This is a genomic window from Streptomyces lydicus (assembly GCF_000717345.1).
In the GTDB taxonomy this organism is placed as follows: Bacteria; Actinomycetota; Actinomycetes; order Streptomycetales; family Streptomycetaceae; genus Streptomyces; species Streptomyces lydicus.
In genome coordinates this window covers 105,133-123,334 of the sequence record NZ_JNZA01000023.1, presented here as the reverse complement: position 1 = coordinate 123,334, position 18,202 = coordinate 105,133, and the positions used below count along the sequence as shown (strand labels likewise).

The window sequence follows — 18,202 nt, the reverse complement described above, 5'->3', positions numbered from 1 at the left end:
CGCGCATGATGTTGCGGTGCAGGCCCTCGTAGGAGCCGGGGATGCCCTTGGCCTTCATGATGTCCAGCGACTGACGGATCCAGCCGTCCAGGTTGTTCGCGTACCGCTTGGGCGCGGCCTTCGGCGCCGCCTTGGGGGCGGTCTTCGGCGTGGCTATCGCCTTGCGCTCCACGGACCGGCTCGCGGCTTCCTTGGCGGTGTGACCCTGCTTCTCGACCCCGGTGACCTTCAGGTGGTCGGCCACGGACGAGGCGAGCACCTTGTCCTTCTTGCCGTCGTCGGCACGGTCCTTCGCGGTCAGCGGCAGGCCGTTGGCGCTGACCGGCTTGACCGCCGCGGGGGCGTGGGCGGAGGGGGTCGCGGCGTCGCTCGGCGCCGCGGTGAGCGAGAGCGCGGCGGCGCAGCTCGCGGTGGCCACCAGCGCCGCGGAAACCTTGTGGGCGCGGGTGATGCGGGTGTTACGGGCGGCGCGGGGCAGGGTGAAACCGAGCATGCGGAGGTGACCTCTTCCAGGGCTTGGTGGCGGGGAGACGGCCTTCGGTTGGCGCGTGAGGACCGAGGGTCATGTGCCGCGCCCGCCGCTCCGGCGGAAGTCGCAGACCCGTTCTCGGTGCTACGGGAAACATGTTTAGCGAGCGCCCTGGATCGTGGCAAAGATGCCGAGTACTACCTATCTTCGTGAGTTGGGGCGAGATGTCCGTTATAAATGCCGCGCTGTGCGGCAAACACCGGGAAGGGCATCGACTAGCCGGGTTCGTACGTGACGTACGTCGCGTGCGGGGCATCACCCGGCAGCCCCGCCGAGGCCCTTTCCGTGCCCCCGGTGAAGTTGCCTGGCTCACACCGGAGAAGCGGAATTGCGCGCCGGAATCACGGCCGGTGCGGGACGGGGGAGCGCCTCGCCAACGGCTTGCGGCCCGGTGCACGGAAAACGCCCCCTACGGAACTCCGTAAGGGGCGTCACCGGCCGCGGTCGGCCGAGGGGAAAAACGTGCTCTTTCAGTTCTCCAGCAGCCGGGCCGCGAGATGCTCGATCCGGTCGTACCAGCTCTCCAGCGCGGTATCCGTGTCGAATCCCCGCGGGCCGGTCTGGGTCAGCACCAGGCGGGCGCCGTGGCCGGTGCCGCGGCCCAGCTCCCAGCGGACGATGCCGTCCGGGTGCCAGCGGTAGGCGAGCACCGCAGGGGCCCGTACCTCCGTGACGGGGCCGCCCGGCACCTCGCGCGCGGTGAAGCCCGCCGGTGCCGGCGCCCCCGCCGCCGGTTCGTCGCCCGAGGTCAGCACCGCCCAGACGGTCTCGGCGGGACGCACCAGCTGACGCTCGAAGCGCAGTCGAGGCCCGTCCGCGGTCTCCTCGACGACGCCCCGCCCCAGCGCGAACTGCTCCACGTACGCCTCGTGCAGCTCACCCGCGTCGCGGTCCACCGCCGTCGAAGCGCCGTCGAGCAGCTGCGACAGCGCGGTGAGGCACAGGTGCCAGCCGGAGGCGAAGCTGGCGCCGCCGAACCGGTCGCCGAAGGTGTGGATCAAGGTCAGCAGGGAGCCGTCCCCGTCCGGTGCGATCTCCCAGCGCAGATGGTCCTCGCCCCAGGTGAAGGCGAACAACCGCGGCTCCTCGGCGTCGGTGACCGTGCCGGTCATGGCGACGCCACTCACGCCGGGCATCGAGAAGGTCATCGCCCCGCCCGGCCGGAGCTCGACCGTGACGGCGGACGGGAACCACTGCCCGATCTGTGCCGGGTCGGTGAGCGCCGACCAGACCTTCTCGGGCGGATGGGCGAGCCGGCGCTCCATGCGCAGCGCGGTCCGGCCGTCGGAGGTGGTGAGGGTGTCGGAATGCGGAGTCATCGGGGGTCGTCCTCCGTGGCGTCGAGATGCCGTTCCAGGGCGTCGAGGCTGCCGGACCAGAGGTGCCGGTAGTGGGCGAGCCAGGCGTCCAGCTCCGCGAGCGGCTCGGGCCGCAGCTCGTACCAGCGGCGCTGGGCTTCCTGGCGGACCCGGACCAAGCCGGCCTCGCGCAGTACCCGCAGATGCTTGGAGGTGCCCGGCTGGCTCAGACCGAGCTGCTCGGTGAGCTCGCCGACCAGCCGGGGGCGCTCCAGCAGCAGATCGAGGATCTTGCGCCGGCTCGGCTCCGCGAGGACGTCGAACGGTAGGGGCATACCCTCAGCATGCCCCTGGAGTTATATAACCGCAAGGGAATGCATCGAGGGTCGGCCGCAGCCGCTGCGGGCGCCTCAGGCGCAGGCGTCCGCAGCCTCGCCGACCCGGGACCGCCGGCCCCCGCGCCCGGGGCCGTTCACCGGCCGGTCCTCGCGCCCGACCGGGGCCAGGGCGGGGGCCGAGCTGAGTGGCCCGTCGGTGAAGAAGCGCACGGCCAGGTCCGCCACGTCCTGGGCGCGCTCCAGCACCACCCAGTGATCGGCGTCCGGGATGCTCAGGAAGCGGCTGCCGGGGATGGTCGCCGCGAAGGCCCGCTGCCGGTCCGCCGAGGTCACCGTGTCGTGCTCGCCGCTGAAAACGAGCGTGGGTACGTCGCGCAGCTCACCGGAGAAGTCCGGGCGGTCCGACAGGGCGCGGTTCAGCGATTCCACGGCGTGCTGCGAATGCCGGGCGGCATGCATCATCGAGCGCCGGACATAGCGGTACGCCAGCCGCCGGCTGGTGACGTGCCGGCGGTCGTCGAGGCACATCAGCCCCTCGGTCACCAGCGTCGCGAAGCTCTCGGCGTCGCCGTGCGCCAGCTCGTCGGCGGCCCGCCGCCACAGCGCCAGCTGAGCGGCGCTGATGTGCGCCGGCACCCCGCCGAGCGCGAGCCGCGCGATACGTCCGGGCAGGTGCCGCGCGCACCCGTAGGCGAGGCCGGCCCCGTAGGAGAAGCCGAAGAGATTGATCCGGGGGACGTCGAGATCGTCGATGATCCGCTCGATGGCCGCACGCATCAGGGCGCTGCTCGGTCCCGGGGGCAGCGGGTCGGCGTTGCCCATGCCCGGCAGGTCGGCGGTCACCACATCAGCCACCGGCCCCACGTGGTCCTCCATCTGCGGCCAGCCGAACATGCCCTGCAGCGCGCCGCCGATCACCATGACGGGCTCGGTGATCCGCTCCGGCTGCCGCAGCCGCCGGTAGGCGAAGGACACCCCGCTCACCGACAAGGACCGGATCGTTTCCTCGTACATCTCTGCTTCCTTCTCGGGGGACCGGCAGGTGTGGCCGGCCGGGGAGGGCGGGGACACGCCCTAGCGGGTCAGTACGAGCGCGGCGTTGTGGCCGCCGAAGCCGAGCGAGGTCTTGACCGCGCAGTCGAAGGACGCCCGCCGGGGCTCCTCGCGCACGATCTGCACGGGCAGCCGCGGATCGGGGACGTCGAGATTCGCGGTCGGCGGTACCAACTGCTCCTCCAGGGCGAGCACGGTGAGCGCGGTCTCGATACCGCCGGCGGCGCCCAGGGTGTGCCCGGTCATCGCCTTGGTGGAGGTCACCAGGGGGTGGGCGCCGATCACCCGCTCCAGCATCGTGGCCTCGATGAGGTCGTTCATCACGGTCGAGGTGCCGTGCGCGTTCACATGGCCGATGTCGCCGGCCTGTACCCCGGCGTCGGCCATCGCGCTGCGCAGCGCCCGCTCGATGCCGTTGCCGTCCGGATCCGGCGCCACCGCCGCGAAGGCGTCGCTGGAGGCGCCGTAACCGCGGAGGTGCGCGCGGACGGGGGCCCGGCGGGCGGCGGCGTGCTCGGGCCGCTCCAGCACGAGGAGGCCGGCGCCCTCGCCGACCACGAAGCCGTCCCTGGCGGCATCGAACGGGCGGCACGCCGCGGCCGGGTCCTCGCGGCGGGTGGAGACCGCCTTCATCCGGCAGGCGCTGGCGATCAGCAGCCGGGAGATCGGGGACTCGGCCCCGCCGGCGATGGCGATGTCGCAGACCCCGGCGCGCAGTAGCTGGTGCGCGGTGCCCAGGGCGACGGTGCCGGAGGAGCAGGCCGTCGCGACGCCCAGGCTGGGGCCCTGCGCCCCGAGGTCCATGCAGACGCTGCTGGCGGCACCGTTGACGACGGTCAGCGGCGCGAGCTTGGGGGAGACCCGCCGGGCACCGCGTTCGAGCATCGCGGCGTGCTGCTGGTCGTAGAAGGGGAGGCCGCCGTGGGCGGAGCCGATGACCACCGCGACCCGGCTGCCGTCCCAGTCGTCCGGGGACAGGCCGGCGTCCGCGACCGCCTCGCGGGCGGCGATCACCGCGAGCTGCGAGAAGCGGTCCATCAGCCGCTGGGTGGCCACGCCGAGGAGTTCCGTGGTGTCCAGGTCGGCGGTGTACATGAAGTCGCAGGGCAGATCGGCGAGTTCCTCGTGGTGCGCCACCCCGCCGGGCCGCGTTTCATGGGTGACCGCGTGCCAGGTCGCCTTCGTCCCGACTCCCGCCGCGGTGACCATGCCCAGTCCCGTGACGGCCGCTGAGAACGGCTGGTGGGCCCCCGTCACGCCGGGACCATGCCGTCGACGGCCGCCACCAGCTGGCCCACGGTGTCGCGCGAGGTCAGCGGCACGTCCTCGAGGTCGATGTCCAGCTGGTCCTCGATCAGTACGCGGAGTTCTTCCAGCGCGAGGGAGTCGATGCGCAGGCTGCGCAGCGGGGTCTCATCGGTGACGTCGCCCGACGAAACCCCGAAGCGTTGGACCAGCAAGGCGTTGACAACTTCTGCCGCATTCACGTGGCGCTCCTCCACTTGTTGTAGGCGTGCTGCCAACCGCGTCCAGGGCGGATGATCACCGGCGGCCCGGCTGGTTTGGCCACCCTTTATACGCCTTCGTCCCGATGACTCCCCAACCTTGGTCGCTCAATGGGGTGATGAGCGCACCACGGCGTGGGAGAGGGGCGCGCCCCGCCTTGCGGGTGCTGTGGGCGACGCCTACGTTCCTAACGCCGCCGACCGTCCGGAGGCACGGGACGGCGGCCGTCGGGCTGGCGGAGGGTCCGGGTCAGGACTCGTCGAGCGCGCTGGTCACCCGCGCCAAAAGGGTCCGCAGCGTCCGCAGTTCCTCCAGGGTCAGGCCGGTGGCGGCCAGCATCCTGCGGGGTACCGGCAGGGCCTGTTCGCGCAGGTCGTCGCCCTCGGGGGTGAGGTGGATGGTGACCGACCGCTCGTCCTCGGTGCTGCGCTCGCGGCGGACCAGGCCGGCGGTCTCCAGGCGCTTGAGGAGCGGGGAGAGGGTGCCGGAGTCCAGCCGGAGCCGTTCGCCGATGGCCTTGACCGGCTGTGCGCCGTGCTCCCACAGGACCAGCATGACCAGGTATTGCGGGTAGGTCAGGCCCAGGTCCTTCAGGGCGTCCCGGTAGACGCCCCCGAACGCGCGCGAGGCGGCGTGCAGCGAGAAGCAGACCTGGTGGTCCAGGCGGAGCAGTTCGGCGTCGGGGACGGGAGGGCTGGTCGGCGAGGTCATGCGTCCAGGTTAGCCCCAGAGGCTATTTAGTTGTGCGCAACTGAGTTGCGTGCAATTTGAATGTGTGCGAGTGTTGTCGACGTCGGGCGGCCGGGCAGCGGCCGCCGCACCTGCGAAGGGGAAACGTGATGGACGCGCTGTACACCGCCGTCGCCACCGCCAACGGCCGCGAGGGCCGCGCCGTCAGCTCCGACGGCACGATCGACCTCGCCCTGGCCCTGCCGCCCGCGCTCGGCGGCAACGGCGCCGGCACCAACCCGGAGCAGCTCTTCGCCGCCGGCTACGCGGCCTGCTTCGCCAGCGCGATGAGCAACGTCGGCCGCCAGATGAAGCTCGACACCAAGGACGTCTCGGTCACCGCCGAGGTCTCCATCGGCAAGGACGACACCGGCTTCGGCCTCGGCGTCGTGATGCGGGTGGAGCTGCCGGACGCGCTCGCCGGTGAGACCGGGCGCCGGCTGGTCGAGGCGACCCACGAGTTCTGCCCGTATTCCAAGGCCACCCGCGGCAACATCGACGTGGAGCTGGTCATCGAGTGAAGTGCGGCGGACGACCGGGACCGGCCCCGGGGAGGGGCCGGCCCCGGCGAGGGCCGGTTCCGGGCCGTACCGCTCAGGCCGCGCGCGGAGTGCTCCGCCGGGGGTGGCCGCGGATCAGCTCGGCGTAGTGCCGCCCGCTGTCCTTGAGGGTGCGGGTCTGGGTCGCGTAGTCGACGTGGAACAGGCCGAAGCGCTTGTCGTAGCCGTAGGCCCACTCGAAGTTGTCCATCAGCGACCAGGCGAAGTACCCGGCCAGCGGGGCGCCCCGGCGGGCCGCGCGGGCGCAGGCCGCGATGTGCTGGTGCAGATACGCGGTCCGCTCGGGGTCCGCGACGGTGCCCTCCGGACGGACCACGTCCGGGTAGGCGGACCCGTTCTCCGTGACGTACAGCCGGCGCGCCCCGTACTCACGGGTCAGCCGCAGCAGCAGCGTCTCGATGCCGTTCGCGTCGATCTCCCAGTCCATGCCCGTCCGGGGCACGTGCAGCCGGCGCACCGGACGGGCGAACGGCGGCGGGCCGGACGGGTCGGCGGCGACCACGGCCGGGAAGTAGTAGTTCAGCCCCAGCCAGTCCAGCGGCTGCGCGAGCACCCCCGCGTCCCCGGCGCGCTCCGGCAGTTCCACCCCGTACACCTCCCGCATGTCCGCGGGAAAGCCCCGGCCGTGCACGGGGTCGAGCCACCAGCGGTTCGTGTGTCCGTCCATCCGCCGCGCCGCGTCGGCGTCGGCTCCGGAGCCGGTGGCCGGCTCGACGGTGCTCAGGTTGTTGATGATGCCGATCCCGGCGTCCGGGGCCTGCGCCCGGATCGCCTGTACGGCCAGGCCGTGCCCGAGCAGCAGGTGGTACGAGGCGTGCACCGCGGCGGTGAGATCGGTCAGCCCCGGCGCCATCCGGCCCTCCAGATGCCCGATCCAGGCCGAGCAGAGCGGCTCGTTCAGCGTGGCCCAGTGGCGGACCCGGTCGCCGAGCTTCCCGGCCACCACCGAGGCGTACTGCGCCAGCCGCTCGGCGGTCTCCCGTACGGGCCAGCCGCCGCGGTCCTGCAGCGCCTGCGGCAGGTCCCAGTGGTAGAGGGTGACGGACGGGGCGATGCCCGCCTCCAGCAGGCCGTCGACCAGCCGGTCGTAGAAGGACAGGCCCGCCGCGTTCACCCGGCCGTCGCCCTCCGGCACGACCCGCGGCCAGGCGACCGAGAACCGGTAGGCCCCCACGCCCAGTTGCCGCATCAGGCCGATGTCCTCGCGCCAGCGGTGGTAGTGCTCGCAGGCCCGATCACCGGTGTCGCCGTTGTCGGTCCGCCCCGGCGTGTGCGAGAAGGTGTCCCAGATGGACGGCGCCCGGCCGTCCACGGCGACCGCTCCCTCGATCTGGTACGCCGAGGTGGCCACACCCCAGGCGAAGTCGTCCGGCAGAGCGGCGAAGTCGATCCGATCGGTCACGAAGTGCTCCTCTTCAAGCACGGGCGAGGGTCATTTGACGGCGCCGGCGGTGAGCCCGGCGACCAGATAGCGCTGGAGCAGCAGGAACCCGGCGACGACGGGGACGCTGACGACCAGCGACGCGGCCATGACCTGGTTCCAGTAGACGTCGTTCTGGGTGGAGTAGCCCTGCAGTCCCACCGAGAGCGTGCGGGTGGTGTCGTTGGTCATCACCGAGGCGAACAGCACCTCGCCCCACGCCGTCATGAACGCGTACACCGCGACCGCCACGATGCCGGGCAGCGCGGCCGGCACCACGATCCGGAAGAGCGCCCCCAGCGCCCCGCAGCCGTCGACGTACGCGGCCTCGTCCAGCTCGCGGGGCACCGAGGCGAAGTAGCCGGCCAGCATCCAGATGGAGAACGGCAGCGAGAAGGTCAGATACGTCAGGATCAGACCGCCGCGGGAGCCGTAGAGGGCGAGGCCGGTGGCGTTGCCGATGTTGACGTAGATCAGGAACAGCGGCAGCAGGAAGAGGATGCCCGGGAACATCTGGGTCGACAGGACCGTGACGGTGAAGAGGCGCTTGCCGCGGAAGCGGTAGCGGCTCACCGCGTACGCGGCGAAGACCGCGACGACGACCGAGCAGACGGTGGCCGAACCCGCCACGATCAGCGAATTGGTGAAGTACCGGACCAGCGGGACCGTCCGCCAGATGTCGAGGTACGGGCGGACCGTCAGCTCGCTCGGCAGCCAGTGGAACGCCCCCGAGACGTCCGACAGCGGTTTCAGCGAGCTGCTGAGCATGACGTAGACGGGAAGCAGGACGAAACCGGTCAGTGCGGTCAGGAAGATCCGGCGGGCCCAGAGGAAGGAGCGGGGCGGCGCGTTGGGGGACCGCCGGCGGGCGGCCGCGGGGCGCCCACCGGCGTTGGGGGACCGGCGGGGGGCGGTCGGTGGCGGGGTGCGGGCGGCGAGGTCAGCCATCGGCGTGCTTCCTTCCGCGTGAGGTGGCCAGGAGGTACGCGGCGGTCACCACCAGCAGGAAGAGCAGCAGCAGGACGGACATCGCCGAGCCGGTGCCGAAGTTCCAGGTGGCGAACGACGCCTGGTAGATGTGGACGGACAGCAGATCGGCGGCCTCCGGAGCGGCCTTCCCGAACAGCACGTACGGCGTGTTGAAGTCGTTGAACGTCCACAGGAACAGCACCAGCACCAGCACCTGGTTGACCGGCCGCAGCGACGGCAGGGTGATCCGCCGCAGCTGCCGGAGCCGGCCCGCGCCGTCCAGCGCCGCCGCCTCGTACAGGTCCCTCGGGATGTTCTGCAGCGCCGCCATCACCACCAGGAACGCGAACGGCCAGGTCTTCCAGACGGCGACCACCAGCAGGGCGTAGAAACTGTTGTCCCCCAGCAGCCAGAAGGGCCGGCCGTCGGTGAGCCGCAGCTGGTCGTGCAGCACGTGGTTGACCAGCCCGTTGTCCCGCTGGAACATGAACGCCCAGGTGATCACCGCGGCGTAGACGGGCAGCGCGTACGGGGTCAGGAAGACCGCGCGCAGCAGCCCCCGGCCCCGGAAGTCCTCCTGAAGGAACACCGCCGCCGCGGTTCCGAGCAGCCAGCACAGTCCCACCGCCAGCACGCTGAACACGCAGGTCACCCAGAACGAGTGCAGCAGCGCGGCGCCGACCGGCGCGTTCACGTCGACGCTGATCCGGTAGTTGCCCAGCGCCTTCCAGGGCGCCGCACCCCAGTTGCCGAGGAACAGGTGCGTCAATTCCTTGAAGCTCATGGTGACGCCGATGACCATCGGGACGAGATGGACCAGCAGCTCCAGGAGCAGCGCGGGCAGCAGAAGCAGATAGGGCAGGCCGGCGCGGCGCAGCCGTACGGGAAGCCGCCTCACTGCGCCATCTGCTGTTCTGCCTTGGCCAGCCGCGCCTTGACCGAGCCGGTGGTCACCGGCTTGCCGGCCGCCGCGTCGGCGAACAGATCCTTGATCGCCGTGCCGACCGACGTCTCGAACTGCGCCTCGTCGGCGACCTGCGGCAGCGGCGCGGCGCTCCTGGTGAGCGTCTCCCGCAGCACCCGGGTGTCCTGGCGGTCGAACGCCGGGTCCTGCTGCGCGGCCCTGACCGGCGGGATGGAGCCGTACGTCTTGTTCAGCAGCTTCTGCTCGGCGTCGCCGGTCATGAACTTCACGAACTTCTGCGCGCCGTTGAGGTTGTGGGTGTTCTTGAAGACGGCGATGTTGATGCCGGCGAGCATGGAGTTGGTCTGCCGGCCGCTGCCCGGGGTGCCGGACGGAACGGGCACCGGCACCACGCCCCAGTCCGTGGGCTTCATGCCGTCGGCGGCGAAGGTGGTGGCCGCGGCCTGCCAGAGCACCATCGCGGTCCGGCCCGTGGCGAAGTCCCGCAGCGACTGGTTCTGGCCGTACTCCGCGTTGCCCGGCGCGATGATCTTGTCCTTGGCCATGAAGTCGACGTACTGCTTGACCGCCGCGACCGCGCCGTCCGAGGTGAAGGACGGCTTGCCGGCGGCGTCGAAGAAGTCCGCGCCGTGCTGCTTGCCGAGGACGAACGCCTGGTGGATGTTGTTGGCCAGCTGACCGCCCTCGGCGCCCAGCCCCCACTTGCCGTCCTTGGAGACCCGCTTGCCGGCCGCCACCAGCTCGTCCCATGTGGTGGGCGGCCGGCTGATCCCGGCGTCCTTGAACATCTGCTTGTTGTAGTAGAGCGCGTACGTCAGCGAGTACAGCGGCACCGCGGCCGGGTCCTTGCCCGCCGCACCCGTGGCGCCCAGCGCCGGCGCCACGAACCGGTCCCGCCCGCCGATCTTGTCGAAGGCGCCCTTGTCCCACGGCAGCAGCGCGCCGGTGGCCTGCAACGAGGCCGACCAGGTGTTGCCGATGTTGAGGACGTCGGGCCCCTGCCCCGAGGTGGTGGCCGCCAGAATCCGGTTGAGCAGGTCCGGCCACGGGATGACCTCCAGCTTCACCTTGATGCCGGTCTGCCGCTCGAACTTCTTCAGCTCGGGGCCGAGGACCTTCTTGTCCGCCTCGACATCGGGCCCCTGGTTGGACGCCCAGTACGTCAGCGTCCTGGGGGAGTCGTTGCTGCCCCCGCCGCCGGGGCCGGTACCGCCGCCGCATCCGGAGGCCATCGCGGCGAGCGCGGTGACGGTGGCGGAGACGGTCGCGGCTCGGAGTATGCGCATGACGGATACGCCTCTCTCTGAGGAGTCCGGGGCCGGCCATGTTCAGTTCCTGAACGGCCTCATGGCTTAACTTAGGGTGTGAGTTAAAGCCCGAGAGAAGGGTGCGTCAAGGGAGCGGGACCCGGTACGTTTCCTTCCGGGAGGGGGGAGAGATGGCCGAGCGCACCCAGCGGACCGTGCGTGACCTGCGACGGGTCAACCGCTCCAGAATTCTGCAACAGTTGTATTTCCAGGGCCCGTTGAGTCGGCAGGAACTCGTCCCCGCAACCGGACTCAGTTCAGGGTCCGTCAGCAACGTGGTCGCCGAACTCATCGATGACGGACTGCTGGAGGAGGCCGGCACGGTCGGCTCCGACGGTGGCCGCCCCCGCACCCTGCTGCAGGTCTCCCCGGCGAGCGGCCGGCTCGTCGGGGTGGACGTCGGCGAGACCCGGGTGCGGGTGGAACTCTTCGACCTCACCCTCGCCGAACTCGCCCGCACCGAACTCCCGCTGACCGGCCGCCACCACGACATCGCACTGATCACCCGGCACATCGCGGACGGCATCGCCGCCGTCCTGGAGGAGAGCCGCACCGACGCCCGCCACCTGCTCGGCGTCGGCGTCGGCGTCCCCGGCATCGTCGACCGGACCGGCCCCGGCGGCGCGCTCGTCCACGGCCAGACCATCGGCTGGGACGCCGTCCCCCTGGAGGCCCTGCTCCGCGACGCCGCCCAACTCCCGGTCGCCGTACCCCTGTTCATCAGCAACGGCGCCAAGGCGCTCGGCCGGGCCGAGATGTGGTTCGGCGGCGGCCGCGGCGCCGAGGACGCCGTGATCGTGCTCCTCGGCTCCGGCGTCGGCGCCTGCATCGTCACCGACGGCACCGTCCACAGCGCCGCCCGCGACAGCGCCGGCGAGTGGGGACACCTCACCGTCGCCGTCCGCGGCCGGCGCTGCCGCTGCGGCGCCCGCGGCTGCCTGGAGGCATACACCGGATCCGAAGCCGTGCTGCGACGCTGGCAGGAAGCCGGTGGCCGACCCCCCGAGGGCGCCGACGAGGAGACCGCCCTCACCGCCCTGGTCGCCGCCGCCCACCCGCAGGACGGCAGCGCCCCCGACCCGGCCGCCCTCGCCGTCCTCGACGAGACCGCCGAATACCTCGGAGCCGGCATCTCCGACCTGATCAACCTCTTCAGCCCCGAACGGGTCCTGATCGGCGGCTGGGCCGGGCTGCTGCTCGGCCCGCATCTCCTGCCCGCCGTCCGCCGCTACGCCACCGGTTACGCCCTCGCCCACCCCGCCGGCCGGGTCACCATCGACCTCGGCACGCTCGGTCCCGACGCCGTCACGGTCGGCGCGGCGACCCTGCCCCTGGCGGACTTCTTCACGAACGGCGGCCGGCGGACCGAACCGCGGCCGGCCCGGCGGGCAGCCGCGACGGGCCCGCGGGCGCTACGGGACGGACGGGCGCGCCGGACACCGGGGTGAACCGCCGCCCCCGCACCAGCGACAGCGCCACCACACACGCCACCGGCCCCGCCGCGCAGGTCAGCCCGAAAGCGGCCCGGAATCCGTACGCCTGCGCCAGCGGACCGGCCGCGACCGCCGCCACGCACTGCCCCACGATCAGCCCCGACCCCAGCAGGGCCATGGCCTCGCCCATCCGCGCGGCCGGAGCGACCCGCTCCCCGAGACCGAACACCGCGATCAGATGCGGTGCCACCGCCGTGCCGATCCCGGCAACCGTCAGCGTGACCCCGACAAACCCGTCCACCACCAGCAACGGCAGCCCCAGCAGCGTCTGCGCCACGATCGCCAGCCGCAACCGGACCGTCAGATCCCGCTTCCCCGGCCGGCCCGTGCTGACCAGCCCCGCCAGCGCACTGGTCACCGCCATCGCACCCCAGACGAAGCCGGCCGTCCCGGCATCGCCCAACTCCCGCGCCAGCGCGCTCACCCCGGCGTTGGCAGCGCCCCACATGATCCCCTGCGCCAGCGCCATCACCCACAGCACCACCAGCGCCGACGACCTCAGTGGCACCCGGGCAGCCCCCGCGGCGCGCTCGGCCCGCACCGGCCCGGGAGCCGTCGGATGCACCGCGAACAGCACGCCGAAGACGGCACCGAGCGCGGCGGCGAGCAGCAGTCCCGCCGCGGGGTGGAACACGACCACCACGGTGGCCGCCAGCGCCGGCCCCGCCATGAAGCTGATCTCATCGATCGTGGTGTCCAGCGACAGCGCACGCCCCGTCAACTCCTTCCCCTCCGGCCGGGAAGCCGTCAGCACGCTCCACCGCGTCCGCGACAACGGCCCCACCTGCGGCATCGTCACCCCGGCCAGCCCCGCCGACAGCGCCTGCACCCCCACCGGCAGCCCTCCGACCACCGACCCCACCAACGCCACGATCGCCACCGCGTTCGCCAGCGAAGCCACCAGAATCACCGGCCGGTGCCCCCGCTGGTCCGCCAGCCGCCCGATCGGCGCCCCGCCCACCGCCTGCCCCAGCCACAGCATCCCGGCGACCACCCCGGCCCGCCCGATCCCCGCCAGCTCGGTGAGCATCAGCAGTGTGCCGATCGGACACAGCGCCGCCGGCAGCCGCGCCAGGAACGAGACCACCGGCAGCCAGGCCCCGGCAACGGAGAACACCGCACGCACACCCGCCCACACCGGCACCGCACCCCCCGACGAACGACTCGCCCCAGTAGACCCGCGGCACGCCGTCCCGGCCATCCGCACGTCCTCCGAAACCGCGCCCCCCAGTGCGAGTTGGATGTGGAGGAAAGCCCAAGCGTGACCGCCGCCGGCGGGCCCCCGAAGCCGGCGACCGGGCCGTCACTACGCTGAAGGGATGCTCACCGTCGAGGTCATCGAGACGATCCGCTGCACCCCCGAAGAGCTGCTCGCGTTCGTACTGGACCCGGAGCGCTATGCCCAGGTGGACCGCAAGATCCGCCCGGTCCGCCGGGTCCGCCGCCAGGACTGGGGCACCGAATTCGCCTTCCGCCCCCGCCTGGCCGGCCTGCCCGGCCCGGAGACCGTCGCGCAGATGAGACTCACCCCCGGCGCACGTGTCGACATCCGACTCGCCCCGCCCCCCGCCAACCGGCTGTCGCGCCGGCTGTGCGACTTCGAAGCGAGCTTCGTCTGCACCCCCACCGGCGACGGCACCCGCCTCGTCCGCACCCTGACCTTCCACTTCGCGCCCTGGCTGAGCCGACTCGCCGAACCCCTGCTGCGCCGGCGCCTCACTGCCGAAGTGGCAGAGGAGGTCGCACTGGCGAAGGCACACCTGGAGCGGACGGGGTGAGCCGCCCGGGCCCGCCCGGACGGGGCGTGGACCGGGCGGCCCGGGGCGCTACGGGACGGCCCCCGGCGTCGACCGGGTCGGGCCCGGCGCCGCCCCTCAGGCGTCGTCGGCCGCGTACACCCGGCGCCCCCCGACGAACGTCTGGAGCACCCGGGTCGCCGCGATCTCCTCACTGGGCCCGTCGAACGGGTCGCGGTCCAGGACCACCAGGTCGGCCAGCTTGCCCCGTTGGACGGAACCCGTGTCATCGAGGTGATTGACGTAGGCGCTGCCCGCCGTGTACGCGGCGAGCGCCGAGCCCAGGTCGATGCGCTGCTCGGGCAGGAAGACCGGCGCCGATGACGGACCGTCCGGCGTCCGGCGGTTGACCGCGACGTGCAGGGCGGCAAGCGGATCGGGCGAGCTGACCGGCCAGTCACTGCCCGCCGCCATCGTGGCGCCCGCACGCAGCAGATCGCCGAACGGGTACTGCCACCCGGCCCGTTCGGCTCCCAGGAACGGGATGGTCAGCTCGTCCATCTGCGGCTCGTGCGCCGCCCACAGCGCCTGGATGTTCGCGGTCGCCCCGAGCCGGCGAAAACGCGGCACGTCCTCGGGGTGCACCACCTGCAGATGCGCCAGATGCGGACGGGTGTCGCGCAGGCCGTGCGCCCGCCGGGCCGCCTCCACCGCGTCCAGCGCCTCGCGCACCGCCCGGTCACCCAGGGCGTGGAAGTGCACCTGGAAGCCCTCCGCGTCCAGCAGGGTCACATACCTGCACAGCTCCTCGGGTTCGATGAAGGAGATCCCGCTGTTGTCGGACGCACAGCCGCAGGCGGTCAGATAGGGGCTGAGCATCGCCGCCGTGTGGTTCTCGGCGATCCCGTCCTGCATGATCTTCACGCTGGTCGCCCGCAACCGCCCGCCCGTCAACTCCTCCCGCTTCGCCAGGAGTTCGGGCATCTGCTCGGCGCCCCGGGACCGGTCCCACCACAGCGCCCCGGTCACCCGCGCGGTCAGCGTCCCCGCATCCACCGCGGCCGCGTAGGCGGGGGAGGCGTCCACCAACCCCGGCCCATGTCCCAGCATCGCGTCCTGCCAGGCTGTCACCCCGTACGAGTGCAGCACCCGCTGCGCCCTCAGGAGACCGGCGGTCCGCTCCGCGAGCGTCGGCTCCGGAATCAGCTCGGCGACCAGCCCCATGGCGCCCTCCTGGAGCATGCCGGAGGGCCGGCCGTCGGCGTCCCGCTCGATGCGTCCGTCAGCGGGGTCCGGCGTACGGGCCGAGAGCCCGGCCAGCTCCAGGGCACGGGAGTTGGCCCAGCCGCCGTGGTGATCGCGGTTGACCAGGAACACCGGGCGGTCGGGCACCAGCGCGTCCAGGAACTCGCGGGTCGGCATGCCGCCGGGAAACGCCTCCAGGGACCAGCCGCCGCCGGTGATCCAGGGCGCCCGCGGATGCGCGGCCGCGTACGCGCCGATCAGCTCGCGGTACTCCGTCGCCGTGTCCGCCGCACTCAGATCACACTGCGCCAACTCCAGCCCCGCACCGACCGGGTGGACGTGCGCGTCCTGGAACCCGGGGATCAGCAACTTCCCCCGCAGGTCGACGACCTCGGTGGCCGGCCCGACCAGGTCACGGACCTCCGCGTCATGCCCGACGGCGACGATACGGTCCCCGCGCACCGCCACCGCGCTCGCCCGGCTCCGCGCCGGATCGACGGTGTGGACGGGACCGGAGAGGAACACGAGATCGGAGGGACGGTCGTCTCCGGAGGCGGTGGCGGAGTCCGGTGCCGGATCGGTTGCGACGGTGGTGCTGAGGTCCATCTGGTTTCTGCTCCAGGTGAGTTGGTCGGACAGGTGTGGGTCAGAGATACGGAACCGAGGCGGCCGGGGGGCGCCCGCTTCAGCCCTCCGTAGGCGTAGGCGTGGGGGTCGGCAGCGGCGGTCCATCCTCGTCCATGGGCAGGGCGATCGCGTCGGCGTCCGTCCCTCGTCCGGTCGTGAAGTACGGGGAGCGGCGCACCCACTTGGCCCAGGCGGCGGTCGCCAGGCCCAGCAGGATGAAGAGCGCCGGCAGCAGCAGCATGAACCACCCGTTGTCGGGGCTCGCCTCGAAGTGGTCGCTCAGGGTGGCGTAGTACCGCACCAGGTAGCAGCCGAGCCCGAACAGGACCAGTGCGCTCACGGCCGGGACGACCACGTCCCGCAGCGCCCGGACCGGCCCCTTCCGGAGGCTGTCGCGGAAGCGCACCGCGCAGGCCAGCGCGGTCAGTCCGTAGTAGAGCGCCACGGTCAGACCGATCGAGTTGACCGCGGTGAGGATCATCTCGTTGAGCTTGGGGATGCCCACGGCGAGCACGGCGAGCAGCGCGGCCAGCGCCATGACCACGAGGGTGCCCGCGGCGGGGGAGCCGTACCGCGGGTGCACCCGCTGCCACACCGGCCCGAGCGTCCGGTCGCGGGCCATCGCCAGCGCACCGCGGGCGGTGGGGATGACGCTCGACTGGAGCGAGGCAAAGGCCGAGCACATCAGCGCCGCCAGCGGCAGCGAGGCCCAGGGCTCCGGAGCCAGCCGGCCGCCGAGGAAGGTGAGCGCCTGCGGGCCGTTGCGGATGAGTTCGCCGGTGCTCATCACCCGCTGGAAGGCGAGCGCGCCGACCAGGAACAGGCCGAGCATCGCGACCAGCGCGATCAGCCCGCCCCGGGCCGCGTCGGTGGCGCTGCGGGTCTCCTCGTTGACGCTGAACGCGGCGTCCCAGCCCCAGTAGATGAAGACCGCGATCACCATGCCCTGGGCCAGCGCCTGCGGTGAGCCGATGTCGAAGGGGTTGAGCCAGGACAGCGAGAACGGCTGGTCGCCGATGACCAGCGCGTAGCCGCAGAAGATCAGCAGGACGGCGTACTCGAAGATCAGCAGCCACATCTGAAGCCTGGTCGCGGCCCGTACGCCGGTGACCGCGGTGACCGTGACGGCTACCAGCGCGACCAGGCCGACGGCGGTGCTGACCCCGGTCGAGGACGGGTCCAGCCGGAGCCCCCACACGCTGTACAGGCCCAGCTTGTTGAGGAACTGCAGCACCACCGACCCGGTGACCGCGCCCGTGTACGCCATGAAGATCACGTTGCCGACGAGGACCACCCACCCGGTCAGGAAGCCCGGCCAGGGGCCGATCGACCGCCCCACCCAGGTGTAGCCGCTGCCGCAGTTGGGTTCGGTGCGGTTCAGCCGGGCGTACGACAGCGCGATGCCGAGGATCGGCAGGAACGCCAGCAGCAACAGGGCGGGGGTCTGCCGGCCGGCGTACGCGGCCAGGCTGCCCATTCCGATGCCGATGCTGGTGGTCGCTGCGGTACTCGACGCGGCGATCGCCACCCCGTCCTTCACCCCCAGGGAGCGGCGCATGCGCGCCGGGCCGGGGTCCTGCTGCTCTGCGGATGGCATGGCACTGACTCCTTGGAAGGGCGGAGGGCCGGGCACGGGGCCGGGCGGACGCGGCGGGCCGTGTGACCGCCGATGAAACAGTCGGGCGGGTCTTGTGTCAACGGTGTTGACGTAACCTGGTGATTAACTGGCCCCCAGGCAGCCGGGGCGGAGTGCGGCGGAGGGGTTCGGTGTGGCGGAGAACGAGCGCGTCCCGGGCGAGCGCAAACGGCGCCGGCCGACCAGCTCAGGCGTGGTCCTGTCGGCGGACCTCATCGTCGACACCGCCCGCGAGCTGATCGACACCCAAGGGGCGCAAGCCTTCACCGTGCGAAAACTGGGCGCCGCCCTCGGCGCCGACCCCTCCGCCGTCTACCGCTACTTCCGCAACACCGAGGAACTGCTGCTCGCGCTCGCCGACCGGCTGATCGGCGAATCCATGGCCGGCTTCGCGCCGAGCGGCGACTGGGCCGCCGACCTGCGCGACTTCGCCCTGCGCGCCTACCGGTCCGCGCTGCGGCATCCGCAGATCGCGGTGTTCAGCACCGTCCGGGTCACCGGCCGGCCGCACGAGCAGCGCGCCGTCGAAACGGGCATCGGCCTGCTGCTCCAGGCCGGCTACGACGATGCCGCCGCCGTCCGTCACTACCACGCCCTGGTGGACACCGCCCTCGGGCATGCCGCCCTCGACGCGGGGGTGCTGCGGCTGGCGCCCGCCCAGCGCGCGGCGGACGAGCGGGCCTGGCAGGCCGAGTACGGCAGCCTGCCCGCGGAGGAGTACCCCGTCCTGCACCGCGTACGCGACCACCTCCCGGTCATGGCCGGGTCCGCCGTCGAATCCGCGCTCGACCTGCTGATCGCGGCACTGCGGAGCGAAGCGCCGGGGTGATC

18 protein-coding genes are annotated in these 18,202 nt (G+C 72.2%); 4 read left to right on the top strand and 14 right to left on the bottom strand.

Going from position 1 to position 18,202, the window contains the following annotated elements:
• From OO62_RS22480 to OO62_RS22450, 7 genes are all read right to left on the bottom strand, one after another.
• On the bottom strand, positions 1-493 hold a 493-nt coding region (locus tag OO62_RS22480; protein WP_033269322.1), incomplete at its 3' end, for a hypothetical protein.
• Positions 494-999: 506 nt separating this feature from the next.
• A complete protein-coding gene (locus tag OO62_RS22475) occupies positions 1,000-1,848 on the bottom strand; it encodes an SRPBCC family protein (RefSeq protein WP_033269321.1) in 849 nt (282 codons plus the stop codon).
• Positions 1,845-2,162 carry an ArsR/SmtB family transcription factor gene (locus OO62_RS22470; protein ID WP_033269320.1) on the bottom strand — a complete coding sequence of 106 codons (318 nt, stop codon included), beginning with the start codon at positions 2,160-2,162 and terminating at the stop codon, positions 1,845-1,847. Before OO62_RS22470 ends, OO62_RS22475 begins: the two co-directional genes overlap by 4 nt.
• Positions 2,163-2,237: 75 nt before the next feature.
• Positions 2,238-3,179 (bottom strand): alpha/beta fold hydrolase, encoded by a 942-nt coding sequence (locus OO62_RS22465; RefSeq protein WP_078617315.1) that lies wholly within the window; start codon positions 3,177-3,179, stop codon positions 2,238-2,240.
• Between the two features lie 60 nt (positions 3,180-3,239).
• Entirely contained in the window at positions 3,240-4,475 is a 1,236-nt protein-coding gene (locus OO62_RS22460; protein ID WP_033269319.1) for a beta-ketoacyl-[acyl-carrier-protein] synthase family protein, read from the bottom strand.
• Positions 4,472-4,705: an acyl carrier protein gene (locus tag OO62_RS22455; RefSeq protein WP_033269318.1), complete on the bottom strand. Its 234-nt coding sequence runs from the start codon at positions 4,703-4,705 to the stop codon at positions 4,472-4,474. The genes OO62_RS22460 and OO62_RS22455 overlap by 4 nt, the downstream gene beginning before the upstream one ends.
• A gap of 268 nt (positions 4,706-4,973) precedes the next feature.
• A complete protein-coding gene (locus OO62_RS22450) occupies positions 4,974-5,435 on the bottom strand; it encodes a MarR family winged helix-turn-helix transcriptional regulator (protein ID WP_033269317.1) in 462 nt (153 codons plus the stop codon).
• 128 nt (positions 5,436-5,563) lie between these two features.
• On the opposite strand from OO62_RS22450, the gene OO62_RS22445 reads away from it, so the two are divergent.
• A complete protein-coding gene (locus tag OO62_RS22445) occupies positions 5,564-5,974 on the top strand; it encodes an organic hydroperoxide resistance protein (protein ID WP_033269316.1) in 411 nt (136 codons plus the stop codon).
• Positions 5,975-6,047: 73 nt separating this feature from the next.
• Here the strand turns inward: OO62_RS22445 and OO62_RS22440 are convergent, their stop codons facing one another.
• From OO62_RS22440 to OO62_RS22425, 4 genes are read right to left on the bottom strand one after another with little or no spacing between them, the layout of a single operon-like run.
• Entirely contained in the window at positions 6,048-7,415 is a 1,368-nt protein-coding gene (locus OO62_RS22440) for a GH1 family beta-glucosidase (RefSeq protein WP_033269315.1), read from the bottom strand.
• Between the two features lie 30 nt (positions 7,416-7,445).
• Positions 7,446-8,381, bottom strand: a complete 936-nt coding sequence (locus OO62_RS22435; RefSeq protein ID WP_228332602.1) for a carbohydrate ABC transporter permease — start codon at positions 8,379-8,381, stop codon at positions 7,446-7,448.
• A complete protein-coding gene (locus OO62_RS22430; protein ID WP_033269314.1) occupies positions 8,374-9,300 on the bottom strand; it encodes a carbohydrate ABC transporter permease in 927 nt (308 codons plus the stop codon). Before OO62_RS22430 ends, OO62_RS22435 begins: the two co-directional genes overlap by 8 nt.
• A complete protein-coding gene (locus tag OO62_RS22425) occupies positions 9,297-10,613 on the bottom strand; it encodes an ABC transporter substrate-binding protein (protein ID WP_033269313.1) in 1,317 nt (438 codons plus the stop codon). The genes OO62_RS22430 and OO62_RS22425 overlap by 4 nt, the downstream gene beginning before the upstream one ends.
• Before the next feature lie 152 nt (positions 10,614-10,765).
• Here OO62_RS22425 and OO62_RS22420 point away from each other — a divergent pair, with 152 nt between their 5' ends.
• The gene (locus OO62_RS22420) at positions 10,766-12,082 is read left to right on the top strand and encodes an ROK family transcriptional regulator (protein ID WP_033269312.1); all 1,317 of its coding nucleotides are present in this window, start codon (positions 10,766-10,768) and stop codon (positions 12,080-12,082) included.
• On the opposite strand, the gene OO62_RS39680 is transcribed toward OO62_RS22420, so the two are convergent.
• Positions 11,979-13,244, bottom strand: a complete 1,266-nt coding sequence (locus tag OO62_RS39680) for an MFS transporter (RefSeq protein ID WP_063739044.1) — start codon at positions 13,242-13,244, stop codon at positions 11,979-11,981. The genes OO62_RS22420 and OO62_RS39680 overlap by 104 nt on opposite strands.
• Before the next feature lie 202 nt (positions 13,245-13,446).
• Between OO62_RS39680 and OO62_RS22410 the strand changes: the two genes are divergently transcribed.
• Positions 13,447-13,905 carry an SRPBCC family protein gene (locus OO62_RS22410; RefSeq protein WP_033269311.1) on the top strand — a complete coding sequence of 153 codons (459 nt, stop codon included), beginning with the start codon at positions 13,447-13,449 and terminating at the stop codon, positions 13,903-13,905.
• A gap of 96 nt (positions 13,906-14,001) precedes the next feature.
• Here OO62_RS22410 and OO62_RS22405 read toward each other — a convergent pair whose 3' ends face one another.
• Positions 14,002-15,714 (bottom strand): amidohydrolase, encoded by a 1,713-nt coding sequence (locus OO62_RS22405; protein WP_033269310.1) that lies wholly within the window; start codon positions 15,712-15,714, stop codon positions 14,002-14,004.
• A gap of 79 nt (positions 15,715-15,793) precedes the next feature.
• Positions 15,794-17,332, bottom strand: a complete 1,539-nt coding sequence (locus OO62_RS22400) for an APC family permease (protein WP_051733518.1) — start codon at positions 17,330-17,332, stop codon at positions 15,794-15,796.
• Between the two features lie 172 nt (positions 17,333-17,504).
• Here OO62_RS22400 and OO62_RS22395 point away from each other — a divergent pair, with 172 nt between their 5' ends.
• Entirely contained in the window at positions 17,505-18,200 is a 696-nt protein-coding gene (locus OO62_RS22395) for a TetR/AcrR family transcriptional regulator (protein WP_033269309.1), read from the top strand.
• The last annotated feature ends 2 nt before the right edge of the window (positions 18,201-18,202 follow it).

What these genes read in the sequence shown, in the direction of transcription:
- OO62_RS22475 (WP_033269321.1), bottom strand. Translation starts at nt 1,848, where the DNA reads ATGACTCCGCATTCCGACACCCTCACCACCTCCGACGGCCGGACCGCG.
- OO62_RS22470 (WP_033269320.1), bottom strand. Translation starts at nt 2,162, where the DNA reads ATGCCCCTACCGTTCGACGTCCTCGCGGAGCCGAGCCGGCGCAAGATC.
- OO62_RS22465 (WP_078617315.1), bottom strand. Translation starts at nt 3,179, where the DNA reads ATGTACGAGGAAACGATCCGGTCCTTGTCGGTGAGCGGGGTGTCCTTC.
- OO62_RS22450 (WP_033269317.1), bottom strand. Translation starts at nt 5,435, where the DNA reads ATGACCTCGCCGACCAGCCCTCCCGTCCCCGACGCCGAACTGCTCCGC.
- OO62_RS22445 (WP_033269316.1), top strand. Translation starts at nt 5,564, where the DNA reads ATGGACGCGCTGTACACCGCCGTCGCCACCGCCAACGGCCGCGAGGGC.
- OO62_RS22435 (WP_228332602.1), bottom strand. Translation starts at nt 8,381, where the DNA reads ATGGCTGACCTCGCCGCCCGCACCCCGCCACCGACCGCCCCCCGCCGG.
- OO62_RS22425 (WP_033269313.1), bottom strand. Translation starts at nt 10,613, where the DNA reads ATGCGCATACTCCGAGCCGCGACCGTCTCCGCCACCGTCACCGCGCTC.
- OO62_RS22420 (WP_033269312.1), top strand. Translation starts at nt 10,766, where the DNA reads ATGGCCGAGCGCACCCAGCGGACCGTGCGTGACCTGCGACGGGTCAAC.
- OO62_RS22410 (WP_033269311.1), top strand. Translation starts at nt 13,447, where the DNA reads ATGCTCACCGTCGAGGTCATCGAGACGATCCGCTGCACCCCCGAAGAG.
- OO62_RS22405 (WP_033269310.1), bottom strand. Translation starts at nt 15,714, where the DNA reads ATGGACCTCAGCACCACCGTCGCAACCGATCCGGCACCGGACTCCGCC.
- OO62_RS22400 (WP_051733518.1), bottom strand. Translation starts at nt 17,332, where the DNA reads ATGCCATCCGCAGAGCAGCAGGACCCCGGCCCGGCGCGCATGCGCCGC.